This is a genomic window from Amycolatopsis sp. NPDC004625, from assembly GCF_040609695.1.
GTDB lineage: Bacteria > Actinomycetota > Actinomycetes > Mycobacteriales > Pseudonocardiaceae > Amycolatopsis.
Genome location: NZ_JBEXKX010000017.1, coordinates 57720 through 70584, shown reverse-complemented (window position 1 = coordinate 70584; position 12865 = coordinate 57720). Strand labels below are relative to the sequence as shown.

The 12865-nt window shown below is 74.9% G+C and carries 21 protein-coding genes; 6 read left to right on the top strand and 15 right to left on the bottom strand.

Going from position 1 to position 12865, the window contains the following annotated elements; genetic code table 11:
- Positions 1-3: 3 nt before the first annotated feature.
- Complete coding sequence (locus ABZW17_RS21270) at positions 4-879, bottom strand: LysR family transcriptional regulator ArgP (protein WP_354816559.1); 876 nt, start codon at positions 877-879, stop codon at positions 4-6.
- Between the two features lie 67 nt (positions 880-946).
- Here ABZW17_RS21270 and ABZW17_RS21265 point away from each other — a divergent pair, with 67 nt between their 5' ends.
- Entirely contained in the window at positions 947-1549 is a 603-nt protein-coding gene (locus ABZW17_RS21265; protein WP_354816556.1) for a LysE family transporter, read from the top strand.
- 3 nt (positions 1550-1552) lie between these two features.
- Here the strand turns inward: ABZW17_RS21265 and ABZW17_RS21260 are convergent, their stop codons facing one another.
- The 7 genes from ABZW17_RS21260 to ABZW17_RS21230 are packed head-to-tail and all read right to left on the bottom strand — an operon-like array spanning position 1553 to position 5488.
- Positions 1553-2032: a methylated-DNA--[protein]-cysteine S-methyltransferase gene (locus tag ABZW17_RS21260; RefSeq protein WP_354816553.1), complete on the bottom strand. Its 480-nt coding sequence runs from the start codon at positions 2030-2032 to the stop codon at positions 1553-1555.
- Positions 2029-2409 carry a hypothetical protein gene (locus ABZW17_RS21255; RefSeq protein WP_354816550.1) on the bottom strand — a complete coding sequence of 127 codons (381 nt, stop codon included), beginning with the start codon at positions 2407-2409 and terminating at the stop codon, positions 2029-2031. The genes ABZW17_RS21260 and ABZW17_RS21255 overlap by 4 nt, the downstream gene beginning before the upstream one ends.
- Positions 2406-3119, bottom strand: a complete 714-nt coding sequence (locus ABZW17_RS21250) for a 2OG-Fe(II) oxygenase (RefSeq protein WP_354816547.1) — start codon at positions 3117-3119, stop codon at positions 2406-2408. The genes ABZW17_RS21255 and ABZW17_RS21250 overlap by 4 nt, the downstream gene beginning before the upstream one ends.
- Positions 3116-3709, bottom strand: a complete 594-nt coding sequence (locus ABZW17_RS21245) for a methylated-DNA--[protein]-cysteine S-methyltransferase (protein ID WP_354816544.1) — start codon at positions 3707-3709, stop codon at positions 3116-3118. The genes ABZW17_RS21250 and ABZW17_RS21245 overlap by 4 nt, the downstream gene beginning before the upstream one ends.
- Positions 3706-4182 carry a sigma-70 family RNA polymerase sigma factor gene (locus ABZW17_RS21240; RefSeq protein ID WP_354816541.1) on the bottom strand — a complete coding sequence of 159 codons (477 nt, stop codon included), beginning with the start codon at positions 4180-4182 and terminating at the stop codon, positions 3706-3708. Before ABZW17_RS21240 ends, ABZW17_RS21245 begins: the two co-directional genes overlap by 4 nt.
- Positions 4183-4217: 35 nt before the next feature.
- Positions 4218-4976 (bottom strand): putative protein N(5)-glutamine methyltransferase, encoded by a 759-nt coding sequence (locus ABZW17_RS21235; protein ID WP_354816538.1) that lies wholly within the window; start codon positions 4974-4976, stop codon positions 4218-4220.
- 11 nt (positions 4977-4987) lie between these two features.
- On the bottom strand, positions 4988-5488 hold the full coding sequence (locus ABZW17_RS21230; protein ID WP_354816535.1) for a L,D-transpeptidase: 501 nt from the start codon (positions 5486-5488) through the stop codon (positions 4988-4990).
- A 136-nt stretch (positions 5489-5624) separates the two neighbouring features.
- On the opposite strand from ABZW17_RS21230, the gene ABZW17_RS21225 reads away from it, so the two are divergent.
- The 4 genes from ABZW17_RS21225 to ABZW17_RS21210 are packed head-to-tail and all read left to right on the top strand — an operon-like array spanning position 5625 to position 7885.
- On the top strand, positions 5625-6338 hold the full coding sequence (locus ABZW17_RS21225; RefSeq protein WP_354816532.1) for a transglycosylase SLT domain-containing protein: 714 nt from the start codon (positions 5625-5627) through the stop codon (positions 6336-6338).
- Position 6339: 1 nt separating this feature from the next.
- A complete protein-coding gene (locus ABZW17_RS21220; RefSeq protein WP_354816529.1) occupies positions 6340-7332 on the top strand; it encodes a CHAP domain-containing protein in 993 nt (330 codons plus the stop codon).
- Positions 7329-7595 (top strand): YbaB/EbfC family DNA-binding protein, encoded by a 267-nt coding sequence (locus tag ABZW17_RS21215; protein WP_354816526.1) that lies wholly within the window; start codon positions 7329-7331, stop codon positions 7593-7595. Before ABZW17_RS21220 ends, ABZW17_RS21215 begins: the two co-directional genes overlap by 4 nt.
- Positions 7592-7885, top strand: a complete 294-nt coding sequence (locus tag ABZW17_RS21210) for a hypothetical protein (RefSeq protein ID WP_354816523.1) — start codon at positions 7592-7594, stop codon at positions 7883-7885. Before ABZW17_RS21215 ends, ABZW17_RS21210 begins: the two co-directional genes overlap by 4 nt.
- 5 nt (positions 7886-7890) lie before the next feature.
- On the opposite strand, the gene ABZW17_RS21205 is transcribed toward ABZW17_RS21210, so the two are convergent.
- Positions 7891-8658 carry an ESX secretion-associated protein EspG gene (locus ABZW17_RS21205; protein WP_354816520.1) on the bottom strand — a complete coding sequence of 256 codons (768 nt, stop codon included), beginning with the start codon at positions 8656-8658 and terminating at the stop codon, positions 7891-7893.
- 48 nt (positions 8659-8706) lie between these two features.
- Between ABZW17_RS21205 and ABZW17_RS21200 the strand changes: the two genes are divergently transcribed.
- The gene (locus ABZW17_RS21200; protein WP_354816517.1) at positions 8707-9495 is read left to right on the top strand and encodes a helix-turn-helix transcriptional regulator; all 789 of its coding nucleotides are present in this window, start codon (positions 8707-8709) and stop codon (positions 9493-9495) included.
- Here the strand turns inward: ABZW17_RS21200 and ABZW17_RS21195 are convergent.
- The 6 genes from ABZW17_RS21195 to ABZW17_RS21170 are packed head-to-tail and all read right to left on the bottom strand — an operon-like array spanning position 9407 to position 12773.
- Positions 9407-10003, bottom strand: a complete 597-nt coding sequence (locus ABZW17_RS21195; protein ID WP_354816514.1) for a hypothetical protein — start codon at positions 10001-10003, stop codon at positions 9407-9409. The two genes, ABZW17_RS21200 and ABZW17_RS21195, sit on opposite strands and share 89 nt — an antisense overlap.
- Positions 10000-10692, bottom strand: a complete 693-nt coding sequence (locus ABZW17_RS21190) for a hypothetical protein (RefSeq protein ID WP_354816511.1) — start codon at positions 10690-10692, stop codon at positions 10000-10002. The genes ABZW17_RS21195 and ABZW17_RS21190 overlap by 4 nt, the downstream gene beginning before the upstream one ends.
- Entirely contained in the window at positions 10685-10882 is a 198-nt protein-coding gene (locus tag ABZW17_RS21185; protein ID WP_354816508.1) for a hypothetical protein, read from the bottom strand. The genes ABZW17_RS21190 and ABZW17_RS21185 overlap by 8 nt, the downstream gene beginning before the upstream one ends.
- Positions 10875-11159, bottom strand: a complete 285-nt coding sequence (locus ABZW17_RS21180) for a type VII secretion target (protein WP_354816505.1) — start codon at positions 11157-11159, stop codon at positions 10875-10877. The genes ABZW17_RS21185 and ABZW17_RS21180 overlap by 8 nt, the downstream gene beginning before the upstream one ends.
- The gene (locus tag ABZW17_RS21175) at positions 11156-12313 is read right to left on the bottom strand and encodes a PPE domain-containing protein (protein WP_354816502.1); all 1158 of its coding nucleotides are present in this window, start codon (positions 12311-12313) and stop codon (positions 11156-11158) included. The genes ABZW17_RS21180 and ABZW17_RS21175 overlap by 4 nt, the downstream gene beginning before the upstream one ends.
- A complete protein-coding gene (locus tag ABZW17_RS21170) occupies positions 12306-12773 on the bottom strand; it encodes a hypothetical protein (RefSeq protein WP_354816499.1) in 468 nt (155 codons plus the stop codon). The genes ABZW17_RS21175 and ABZW17_RS21170 overlap by 8 nt, the downstream gene beginning before the upstream one ends.
- Positions 12774-12865 lie beyond the last annotated feature (92 nt).

The following is a 12865-nucleotide window of genomic DNA, read 5'->3' as shown; positions in this document are numbered from 1 at the left end:
GGCTCAGCGCAGGGACTGCTTCGCGCCCTCGGCAACAGCCTCCGCCACCGTGGCCAATGCCGGGCTGTCCAGTTTCCACTGCTGCCAGTACAGCGGTACGTCCATCGGCTTCTCCGGAACCAGGTCCACCAGCGCATCCCCACGCGAAACCGCCTGCAGCTCCGGGATCATCCCCCACCCCAAGCCACCCGCCACCGCGTCCACGAAGGACTCCGATGCCGGTACGTGGTGGCGGATCGACGTGAACGTCCGGCGCCGGGTCAACGCCCTCAGGAACCGGTCCTGGAGGTCGTCCTTCCGGTCGAACACGATCAGGGGTGCCGTGGGAAGAGCGGAAGGCAACGGGGCGTCGGACAGCCAGCGGGTGACGAACGCCGGGGAGGCCATCGCCCGGTAGCGCATGCGTCCCAACCGGACCGATGTGCACCCCTGGACCGGCTGGGGGGCGGCCGTCACCGCGGCCATCACCAGGCCCTCGCGCAGGAGGGCCGCCGTGTGGTCCTGGTCGTCGCGGTGGAGGTCGAAGCAGAGGCCCGGGGTGTCGGGGAGGGCGGGGAGGAACCACGTCGCCAAGGAATCCGCGTTCACCGCTATCGACAGCGTGCGGATCGGTGAGCCCAGGCCCAGCTCGGCCAGCGCGTCCTGCTCCAGCTGCGCCAGCGAACGCGCGAACCGCACCAGGACCTGGCCCGAGGCGGTCAGGCGGATCGGCTTCGTGCGCAGCAGGAGGACCCGGCCGGTGCGTTGCTCCAGGGCCTTGATGCGCTGGCTGACCGCCGACGGCGTCACGTGCAGGACCGCCGCCGCCGCGTCGAAACTTTGCTCGTCCACTACGGCCAGCAGGGTCCTGACCTGGTCGAGGGGGAGATCGGACATCACGAGCGCTAATGGTACGTAAGAATCTTTAGCTGGAGTAATCCACCAGGACGCTCATACCGTGGGGAGCGTGGTCACGCTCCTCCTCGCCGGCTTCGGGACCGGCCTTTCGCTCATCGTCGCCATCGGGTCGCAGAACGCCTTCCTGTTGCAGCAGGGCCTGCGCGGGGGCTCTGTCGCGCCGCTCGTCGTCATCTGCGCCGTCTCCGATCTCGTGCTCATCGGGCTGGGGGTCAGCGGGATCGGGGCCGTGCTGCGGCAGTGGCCCACGGCCATCGGCGTGATCGCCGTCGGGGGTGGGCTGTTCCTGGTCGGGTACGGCGTGCTCGCCGCGCGGCGGGCCTTCCGGCCCTCCGTCATGACCGTCGGCACCGGACGGACGCCGCTGCGGAAGGCCGTTCTCGCCTGTGTCGCCTTCACCTGGCTCAACCCGCACGTCTACCTCGACACCGTCCTGCTGCTCGGCTCGGTCGCCGTCGCCCACGGGGACGGGCGGTGGCTGTTCGGCGTCGGGGCCGGGGTGGCCAGCGCCGTCTGGTTCAGTGCGCTCGGGTTCGGGGCGAAACGGTTGGCCGGGGTGTTCGCCAAGCCGCTCGCCTGGCGGGTGCTGGACGTCGTGATCGCCGTGACCATGACCGCGCTGGGCGCGGGACTGCTGCTCAGCCACGCATGAAGCTCACCAGAGCGTCGACGCCGGCGGGCGTTCCAGGTCCAGCAGGAACTCCTTGCGCTTCAGCCCGCCCGCGTAGCCGGTCAGCTTGCCGTTCTTGCCGACCACGCGGTGGCACGCCACCAGGATGCTCAGCGGGTTGCGGCCCACCGCCGCCCCGACTTCGTGCGGCAGGCCGCCGACAGCGCGCGCCAGATCGCCATAAGTTGCCGTCTCTCCGTACGGGATCCGCTCGATCTCGGCCCACACCGCCCGGTCGAACTCCGGGCCGGTCGCCTGCATCGGGACGTCGAACGTCGTGCGCTCGCCGGCGAAGTACTCCTTCAGCTGCCGGACGGCTTCCGGGAACGCCGTGTCGTCGCGCTCGCCGAACGCGGTGCGGTCCGGGCGGGTCCAGAGGTTCGGGAAGTACACGCCGGTCACGGTGTCCCCGGTGCCGACCAGGGTGAGCGGGCCGATCGGGGAATCGGTGACGAGGTGGTTCATCGGGTCTCCCAGGTGGTGCCGTCCGCGCGGGTGCCGCGCAGGCCGGGGACGGGGAAGTTCGCCAGGGCCGCGGTGAGCAGCGTCCGATCGGGGCGCCACGACGTCGAAAGCTGCAGCCGCCGCGCCATGCCGGTCCAGCCCGCCGGGGTCGCGCAGACGACCCAGACGTCCGGCTCCGGCGCCGCGAACCGCCGCGCCGGGCGCAGCCACGACGCCGCCGTCTCCGGCCACGTCACCGTGGCCAGGACCAGGCCGCCCCACGCCGCGGCGACGCGCTCGCCGTCCGCCCGCGAAGCCGGGGATGCCGCCGTGCCGAGCACGATGTGCCGGGCGCGGCCGATCAGCCGCACCAGCGCTTCCAGTTCGGCGGAGGTCATGCCGCGTCGTGGAAAACGAGGCCGAGGGTGTGCCGCCGGCCCGAGCGGACCACCGAGACGCCGTGGCGCACCGGGGCCGCCGACCAGCCGCGGGCCGAACGGACCGGGCGGTCGCGGGTGGTGAACACCAGGCCGTGGCCCTGCGGGATGAGCGTCGCGGTGCCGCGCGACTGCGCGCGCGGCCGCTGCTCGACCAGGAGGAATTCGCCGCCGGTGTGGTCGGTGCCCGGGTCGTTGAGGTTGATCACGACCTGCAGCGGGAACACCTTGTCGCCGTAGAGGTCCCGGTGCAGCGCGTTCCAGCCGCCCGGCTCGTAGCGCAGCAGGATCGGCGTCGGCCGCTGCTGGCCCGCCGCGTGGCAGACGGCCAGCCATTCGTCCAATGTGGACGGCCACTCCGCCGCCCGGCCCAGCCGCGCCGACCAGTCACGCGCGATCGGCAGCAGCCGCGGGTAGAGCGCCTGCCGCAGCCGCTGCACCGGTTCCGGGAACGGCGCCGCGAAGTAGTGGTAGTCGCCGTTGTCCCCGAAACGGTGCCGGCGCAGGTTCACCGTCGCCCGGAAGTGCGACGGCTCGTCCCAGAGCGCCACCAGCCGCGCGCACTCGGCCGGGGTGAGCAGCTGCGGCAGGAGCGCGCAGCCGTGCTCGTCGACCTCCGCGGCCACCGCGGCCCAGTCCGCCGCGGCGACGCGCTGTTCGAACGTGGTCACGCCGCCTCCATGGTCAGCAGGGTCCGCTTGGCTTCCTCGCCGCCCGCGTACTGGCCGTACGACCCGTCGGAGCGCACGACCCGGTGACACGGCACGACCACCGGCAGCGGGTTGAGCGCGCACGCCGTGCCGACCGCGCGGACCGCCTTCGGGCTGCCCGCGGCCGCGGCCACCTGGGCGTAGCTTTCCGTGTGCCCGTAGGAAATCTCCGGCAGGTGCTCCAGCACCGCCAGGCGGAACCCGCGGGCCAGCCGGAAGTCCAGCGGGACGTCGAAGTCACGCCGCTGCCCGGTGAAGTACTCGTCGAGCTGGCGGGTCACCGCGTCGAGGCGGCTCGGGGCGCGCAGGATCCGCGGGCTGATCTCCGCCGCGAGGGCGAGCAGCACCGCGTCGTGGTCCTGGCGGTCGAAGGCCACCTTGACCAGGCCCCGCCCGGTGGCCGCCAGCAGCAGCGACCCGACCGGCGTGTCCAGCGTCCGGTAGGCGACGTCCAGCAGGCCTTCGCGCTCGGCTTCGGCGACGAGCCGCGCGCGGTGGACGGCCGGGTCGAGTTCGGCCTCGATGGGCACCGGAAAGAAGAAGTCCGTCATGAGTGCGCTCCCTCCACGGGGTAGGTGGCCCGCAGGGCCTTGACACCGTCGGCGGCCGCGCGGCGTGCGGCGTCGGCGGTGCCTCCGGTGATCTCCGCGATTTCGCGGTACGGCAGCCCGGCCAGGTAGTGGTAGGCGACGGCGAGCCGCTGCTTGTCCGGCAGCCGCGCCAGCGCGTCCCACACGTCGCCGGAGAACGGCTCCGCGCGGCCGGGCCGGTCCGGGACCTCGCCGACCGGCAGCGGGCCGCGGGCCCGGGCGCGGGTGACGTCGACGGCCTTGCGGTGCGCGATCGTGACCAGCCACGCCTGGACGTTCGCGTCCGCCGGCAGCTCCGGGTACGCCTTCAACGCCGACAGGAACGTTTCCGACCACGCGTCGTCGGCGTCGGCCGGTCCGAGCACGGCCCGGCACACCCGGAGGACCATCGGCCCGTGCTCGGTCACGATCTGTTCGAACGGTTTCACGATCACACCCTGTAGACGTCCGGGACCGCCGGAACGTGAGATCAGCTTTGCGCGGTGCCGGTGACGACGGTCGCGCCCAGGTCGGCGGACTCGTGGACCGCCGGCGTCAGCCCGGCCGCGGCGAAGATCCCCGCCAGCACCGGCGCCTGCCGTTCGCTCGATTCGACCAGCACGGTTCCGCCCGGCGCGAGCCACCGGGGCGCCTCCCGGGCGACCCGGCGGGCGAGGTCGAGCCCGTCCGCGCCGCCGTCGAGCGCCACGAGCGGCTCGTGCAGGCGGGCCTCCGGCGGCATCGTCGCGACGGCGTCCGAAGGGACGTAAGGCACGTTGGCCAGCAGCACGTCGACCCGGCCGCGCAGCGACTCCGGCAACGCGTCGTAGAGATCGCCCAGGTGGACCTGAGGCAGGTTCAGCCGCGCGCATTCGACGGCGGCCGGTTCGACGTCGGCGGCGTGCAGCTCCCGCGGCGGCCGCGCGGCGGCGAACGCGGCGCCCAGCGCGCCCGAGCCGCAGCACAGGTCGAGCACCACCGGGTCCGGCGGCGCCAGCGAGACGGCGACGTCGACGAGGAACCCGGTGCGCTGGCGCGGCACGAACACCCCGGGCCGCACGGCGATCCGCAGGCCGTGGAACTCCGCCCAGCCGAGCAGGTGCTCCAGCGGCAGCCCGGCGGCCCGGCGGGCCACCAGTGATTCGAGCTCGGCGGACGTCGTGGCGGCGTCGGTCAGCAGCGCCGCTTCCTCCTCGGCGAACACGCAGCCGGCGGCGCGCAGCCGGGAAATGACCGTTGGGGTGTCCACCGGGACGAAGGCTACAGAACCTGCACCGCGTCGCCGACCTGCAGCCCGTCGAAGAACGCCGCCGAGTCGGCGTCGGTGAGGTGGACGCAGCCGTGCGAGGGCGCGTCCAGCGGACCGGCGTGGAAGGCGATGCCGCCGGCGGCGAAGAACACCGAGTTCGGCATGTCGGTGCCGTACTCGCTGCTGCGGTGCTCGCGGTCCTTCCACACGACGTGGAACGACCCGGCGGGCGTCGTCTGGTCCGGCGGCCCGAACCCGGCCGGGACCGGCCCGCGCACGACCCGGCCGTCCCGCACCAGCCACGCCAGCCGCTGCGCCAGGCTCACGCAGGCCCCGGTCGTGACGGCGCACGGCGGCGCGGGCGGCGGGGTGGTCGTCGTCGTGGTGGCCGGAGCCGACGTGCTCGCGGGCACGGGCTCCGCGATGGGGGTCGGCGTCGTCGAGCGAGGGGCCGAACAGGCCGCCACGACCAAGAGCGACCCCAGCAGGGCCGGCGCCCCGGTTCTGCGCATCCGTGTCCCCTTCTCGCAGGTGCACCCGGAAGCAGTACGGGTGAGCGGCCCCGGAGGTTGCGCCGGACGTGCACGCCGGTTGTCCCTGCGTGCAGCGCGGCTGTCGGAGGAGTACCCCACCGGTCAGGGTCGAACCATGACCAAGCTGAGCGCCGGGGAGATCGCCCGGCACGCCTACGCGGCCGGCTTCCGCGGCCCGGGCCTGACCACCGCGGTCGCGGTCGCGCTGGCCGAGTCCGGCGGCCGGACGACCGCGCACAACGCGACCCCGCCGGACGACTCCTACGGCCTCTGGCAGATCAACATGCTGGGCGCGCTCGGTCCCGAACGGCGTCACCAGTACCACCTGAAGTCCGACGACCAGCTGTTCGACCCGGACACCAACGCCCGGGTCGCGAACCGCATCTCGGGCGACGGCCACGACTTCACGCCCTGGTCGACGTACACGAACGGCGCCTACAGGCACCACCTGGCCGCCGCGCGCGAGGCCGCGAAGCACGTCACCGCGCACCACGGCAAGCCGCACGCGCACGGCGGTGGCGAGCCGCTGCGGGTGGACGACACCGTGCTGCACGGTTACGTGCGGCGCACCCGGCAGGTCGCCGACGCCCTCGACGGCGCCACCGGGCCGCTGCGGGACGTCCGGGACATCGCCGAGGACAGCTTCGGCCGGATCGGCCGGGAATCCGGGTTCGCCGCCGCGCTGGCCGGCTTCGGGCTGGCGCTGCAGCGGCAGGTCAAGGGCGTCGGCGCGCACGCCGACGGGCTGGCGTCGGCCGCGCAGAAGGCCGCGAAGTCCTATCGCGACCACGAGACGGCCACCGCCGCCGCGCTGAACGGGCGGAGCTGACGTGGACACCGCCGCCCTCGCACGGTCCTTCGCGCAGGAGCTGATCGCGCACCGCACCAAGCTCGCCGGGAAGGCCGAGGACGCCGTCCGCGCCGAATACGCCCTGCACCGGGTGGCGGCCGCGCTCGACGACCAGCACGACGCCTACCACCAGGAAAGCACCACGGTCCTCGACCACTGGCACGGCCACGGTGCCGGCGGTTTCCGTCACGCCAGCGCGAAACTCACGAAGGAACTGCAGGTCACCGGCACGGCCGGGGCGGCGGCGGAAAAGATCGTCGCGCACGTGGCGTCCACAGTGGACAGCGGGCACACGGCCGTGCAGCGGCTGGTCGACGAATACACGGCGAAAGCCGAGAAGGTCCTCGACGCCGGGGCCGCCGCGGGGACGCAGGCGGCGCTGATGCGGGCCGTCGGGCACGTCGCCGACCTCGTGCCGCAGTACACGCGCCAGTCGGCGTCGACCCTGCGGCACGTCCACGCGGAACTCGAGGCGTCGGCGAAGAAGCTGGACGCGCTGCGGAAGGACCTGACCCACGACCGCGCCGCCGGCGAGCCGACGCACGCTGTTTCCGCCAAGGGACCGGAGATCGTGCACGCCGCGCGCAAGGAACTCGGCACCCGCGAGAACCCGCCGGGCAGCAACCGCAACCCGTACGGCCCGACCGCCGCGTGGTGCTCGTCGTTCGCCACCGCGATGTGGCGCAAGGCCGGGGTGAAGATCCCGGTGCTGCCCTTCAGCGGCGACGTCTTCCACTGGGGACAGCACAACGGCCACGCCTACGGGAAGAACGCGCTGCACGAGGCCCGGCCGGGGGACGTGCTGATCTTCGGCACCGGCCCGCAGAGCACGGCGACCAGCACGCACATCGGCATCGTCGAGAAGGTCGAAGGCAACCGCGTCACGATGATCGAAGGCAACTCCGGGGACGCCGTCCGCCGGAACACGCACCCGCTTTCGGCGTCGACGTTCTACGGAGGGGTGCACCCGTGATCACCGGAAAGGCCGCCGACCGGACGGTCGCCGTGGAGGTCGCGCCCGGCGGGGCGCTGCGGGAGCTGACCCTCGAGGCCGCCGCGCTGCGGCTGGACCCGGACGAGCTCGCCCGCCGGATCCTGCTGCTCACGGCGGCGGCGTCGGCCCGCGCGACCGCGTCGCTGTGGCACATCCTCGACGGCGAGGTCGACGGGCTCGGCCTGCCCGCGCCGGGCGAGGCCGCGGAGGACACGACGCCGGAAAGCTGGCGGGTGCAATGACGGGCTACGGCGCACGGCTGGCCGCGATCCGCGCCCCGGCGGCGGACAGCGGGGTGTCGGTGGTGGTCGACCTGCACGGCGCCCTGGTGGACCTGCGGTTCGAGCGGCGGGCCCTGACCCTGCCCCCGCCCGAGCTGGCGGCGCTGGTCCGGCGGCTGGCGGGGGACGCCGGGGCGGCCGCGCTGCGGCAGGGCCGGGAGGTGCTGGGGGAGCTGCTGCCGGCCGAACTGCGGGACGGGCCGCCGCGGCGCCGCGAGCCGGAGTTCGTCCCCGCCACCTGGGCCACCTGAGCCGGTCAGCGGGCGGCGGCGGCGAGTCCGGCGATGCGGCCGGCGAGCCCGGCCACCGGGGTGACGCTCACCCAGGGTTCGCCGCCCGTGTCCTCCGGGGTCACCGCGTACCGGCCGGCCGCGGTGTCGAACCAGGCCAGCACCGGGGTGCGGCCCGCCGGTCCGGTCGCCGCCAGCTGGCCCGCGGTGTACCGCTGCGCCGTCACCAGGGTGGCCAGCGGCCGGACCGCCCGGCCGGTGATCCCCGCCGCGGCGAGGGCCCGCTCGAAGGCGTCGTAACCGTTGCGCGCGTAGGCGTCCATCGCCGCCGCGTACGCCGCCCGCGGGAGGCGCACCTGCTCGCCGGGGCCCGGTGGCTGGTCGCCGAGCATGCGGGCCACCGACGGCACGAGGTCCGCCGGCCGCAGGGGTTCGAGCACCAGGTCGTGCTCGTCGAGGACGGCGAGCACGCCCGCCCGGTCCCGCACGGCGGCGAGCAGCCGCCACGGTGCTTCCCCCAGCACGAGCGCGTCGACGCTCAGCGACGGCGTGCCCAGCAGCTCGACCAGGTCGACCAGGGCCGGGTCGAGGTCGTCGCCGTCGGTCAGCCCGGCCTCGGCGAGCCCGGCGAACACGCGCGCGCCCAGTTCGTCGCGTTCGGCGTGGGTGCGGCCGTGGGCCGGCACGTCGAGCGGGTACGGCGGTGGCCCGCCCGGCCCCAGGTCCTCCCAGAGGAGGTCGAACTCCGGATGCGACAGGATCACTCCCGCCGCCGTCGCGGTGCGGCGCGCCATGGTCCCCCTTCCCGTCGTGGGCGGCCGGCGTCGGGCACGATGGTGCCGATGGCCGAGCCGTACCCGGTGGACGTACCCGCGAGCGGGTACCTCGTCGTCCGTGCTTCCGGCGCCGCGGCGGCGCGCGCGGCGATCCTCGGCGGCGCGGCGAGCGATCCCGAGGGCATCCAGCTGGTGCTGCGCTGCCCGGTGCCGCGCGCGGTCGCCGGGTCCGGCGCGAAGCTGACGTTCGCCGACGCGACGCTGCACCTGCAGCCCGCCGGTGTCGTGATGCTGACCGTCGCCGCCGCGAAGCTGTCGATCGCGTTCGCCGAGCTGCGGCCGCTGATGTTCCGGCCGGTCGAGGTGGACGCGCCGCTGCGGGCCCTGTTCGCCGGTGCGGTCGCGCACGTCCTGGCGGCCGGGCCGCGGCTCGACCCGCACGGACTGGCCCACCATCTGCTCGGGCTGGCCGAACTGGTGCTGCGCAGTGCCCTGCGCACCGAGCTCGACCGCGTCGACGCGCTCGCGGCCCGGCGGCGCGAGGCGCTGGCGTACATGCGGGCCCACCTGGCCGACCAGTCGCTCACCGCGGACCACGTCGCCGAGGCTCTGTACATCTCGCGCCGTCGGCTGTACCAGCTGTTCGACGACGGCCAAGGCGTCTCGGAACGGCTCAAGGGGCTGCGGATCGAGCGGGCGAAGGCGCTGCTGGCCGACCCGGCGAAGGCGGGCCGGGGCATCGCCGAGATCGCGCGCGACTGCGGGTTCACCAGCGCCCCGCACTTCTCGCGGACGTTCCGCCGGGCGACCGGCCGGACCCCGCGCGAATACCGGGAGCGGGCGCTGCGGGGGTGAGGTCGACGCCGGCGACGAGCGTCCCGGCCAGCCCGGCGACCTCCAGCCAGCCCCGCCCGCCGGGGGAATGCAGGGTGAACACCGCCGCCCGCGGGCGGTCCGGGTCGAGCACGACGGCCTGCAGCTGCGCGCCGGACAGGCCGATCCGCTCGACGATCACCACCGGGTAGCCGCGCCGGGTCTGCGCGTGGCTCACCTCGCGCAGGCCGGGCGTGGTGTCGGCGACGAAGTGCTGCAGGTCCGCGGCGTCGCCGGCCGGGCCGGCGAGCGGGACCACCCCGGCGATGAGCAGGGCCGGGTCGGCGTCGCGGTGCTCGACCAGGGCCAGCAGGCCCGCGCGCTGGTCGTGGGCGATTTCCGCGGACTGCACGGCGGCCGCTTCCAGGCCGACGTCGCGGGCGGCGTCGGGCCCGCGCAGGCGCGCCATGTGGGCGTGCAGCTCCGCCGTGGTGCGCTCGACGGAGGCCAGGCTGACGGGGGTGATCCCCGGGACGGCGGGCAGTTTCACCGGCCACCCAGCGCGGCGGTGAACGCGCCCACAGCTCCCGGCGGCGGGGTCACCGGCGCGGCGGGGGTGCGCGCGACGGTCACGCCCAGCTCGCGTCCGGCGGTGGAGAACGTCTCCAGGGCGGTGACGAGCGGCCGGAACCCGGGCGTGTCCGGCACGGGCTCGCCGTCGCCGAGGGCCCGCAGCCGCCCGGCGACGCGCGCGGCCTCGGCGGTGTGGGCGCGTTCGAGGTCGCGGCCTTCGCGGCGGACCCGGTCGAGGCCGGCCCGCCGGGCGGCGAGCCGCTCGCGGGCCGCGGCGGCTTCGGGGGCGGCGGCGGGGGAGAACTGCGCGGTCGTTTCGGCCTGTTCGACGGCGTCTTCGGCGTCGACGACGGCCCGCTGGGCTTGTGCGGCCCGGCGGTCGAGGTCTTCGGCCTGCCGCCGGTGGGCGAGCAGGGTCCCGGCCCAGTCTTCGAGCACAGCGGCGGCCGCGCGGAGGGAGCCGGGCAGGGCCGCGATACCGGCCGCGGCCTGCCGGGCCCGCTCGGCGAGCGCCCGCGCGGACGGTCCGGCCCACTCGGGGATACCGGCGGGGACCGGGATTTCGCCGAGCCGGACCGCGGCCGCGGAACACCGGCGCGCCGCTTCGGCGACGGAGTCGGGACTGCCTGGGGCGGGATCGAAGCCGAGACCGCGGAAGTCAGCCATCGGCCCGCCCGGACCCGGACGACAGCCGGCGGCTTTCGAGGTCGGGCCGCCGGGGCTTGGTGCTGGTGGCGGCTCGCTCGGGCCCGGACGGCAGCCGGCGGCTTTCGAGGTCGGGCCGCCGGGGCTTGGTGCTGGTGGCGGCTCGCTGGCGCTCGGACGGCAGCGGCCGTCCCCCTCCGTGGTCAGTCATCGGTGCGCCTCAGCTCTTCCCCGGCGTTCGCGTCGCCCGTCCGGTAGACCGTCGCCGCCGCTCGGACGCTTGCCGCCGTGGCGGCCACCTCCGTCTGCGTCGCCCGGATCCGGGCCGCCCACTCGCCCGTGACCGCGCGGAGTGCGTCCGACACCAGCGGTCCGAGATCGCCGGAACCGCCGGTTTCGTCCGCCGCGGTCCCGTACTCCGCCGCGGTGTCCTCCAGGCGGCGGGCCAGCGCCTCCAGGGCCGCCGGGTCGGCGTGGAAGCCCGTCATTCGCCGAACACCGGCGGGTACGCGGGCGGCAGGTCGTCCATCAGGTCGTACCCCGAGGCGTACTTGTCGTGGTGCTCGGTGTCCTCCTCGCGCTGCGCGCCCTGGCCGGGCGGGTACATCCCGTACCCGCCCGCCGGACCGCGGCCGCCGCCTCCCGCGCCGGGACCGAAACCCGGCGACGCGCCGCCGAACCGGCCCGCGCCCGCCCGGCCGCCCTCGCCGAGCGCGTCCGGGCCCGCGACGCCGGCCGCCGGGACGCCCGCCCAGCCGTACCCCGGAGCGCCGGTGCCGCCGGCCGCGCCGATCACCCCGTCCGCCCCGACCGGCAGCCCGCCGGTCAAGGTGCCGGGCAAACCACCGGGCACCGCCGAGGTGGTCGTCGTCGAGTCGTCCCGCGGAGGCTGTGGAGTCTGTGGAGGGCGTGGAAGCCGTGGGACCGGATCGAAACCCGGCCCGGGATCCCGCTCCGGCGGCACCACGACCCCCGCCTCCGACGCGCTCACCGCCGGCGCGGTGTCGAACGCCGGCGGCAACCGGTGCCGGACGTCGTGGCTCGCGCTCTCGTACTGTTCCATGACCCGGACGGCTTCGGCCTTCGCGTCGTCCGCCTGCTTCTTGGTCGGCAGCTTGTCGTCGAGCAGGTCGTCCAGCAGGTACGCGCCTTCGGGCCCGTCGAGCCGCTTGACCGCGTAGCCCTCCCGGAACCACCGCTCGGCCCAGTAGTGCACCGGTTCCGGCATCTTCCGCCGGGCCTCGCCGATCGCCGCGGTGTAGGTGTCGAGGCCGTCGCCGATCTGCCGCGCGTTCTCGCTCGCCGTGCTCGCCCAGGCGGTCAGGTTCCGCACCGAGCCGGCGGCCTGCGCCGCGGACGGGCCGCGCCACGACAGCAGCAGCTTCTGCACCACCGCGTGGACGTCGCCGGTCGCCGTGTCGACGTTCGCGGCGAGTGCGGCCCACCGGTGCGCCTGCTCGCCGAGCTTCGGCGGCTCGGCGGACTGCACCATGTCCCACAGCTCGCGGTGCTCGTAGCTGTCCCAGTGGATCCGGCCGAACGCGGCTTCGCGCGCGTTGGCCGCCTTTTCCCGGCGGACGCGCCGCGCCTTCGCCCGCTCACGCGCGGTCGGGCGGTGGTGCGTCGAGTGGAACTCAGGCACGGGGCTCACCCGCCCGCAGCGCCGCGGCGGCTTCGCCGTCGTTCTGCGCGTGCGTCGTGGCGACCGTCTCGAGCGCCTGCCGCAGCGAAGCGAGTTCTGCCAGGTAGGACGTCAGAGCCGCTTGCACACCACCGGCGTCCGCGCCGCCGCGCAGCCCGAACGAGCGGCGCATCCAGTGCGACACCGGCCCCTTGCCGTCGGCGAGCGGGGCGCCCAGCTCGCGAGCGTTCGCGAGGTGCCCGGAGAGTTCCTGGTAGCGCTCGTCCAAGGCCTTCTTGGCCGCTTCGACCTCGGCGTAGTCCAAGGCGAGGACGTCGGTGTCGGCGACCAGCCCGGCCGAACCGGCGCCCTGCGGCTTCGCGACGTCCGACGCTCCTTCACGCGGTTCGTCGGGTACTTCGCGCCCCCGCTGCGCCTTCAGCTGCTGCCGTGCGTCGGCCTCGTCGCGCACTGTCGCCATCGACGTCCTTCCCTCGCCACCCAGGCGTCCATCCTGGCCAATGCGCGCCGCGATGAGAAGGGACCCCGCCGTGGCTGCACAGGTGGACACGA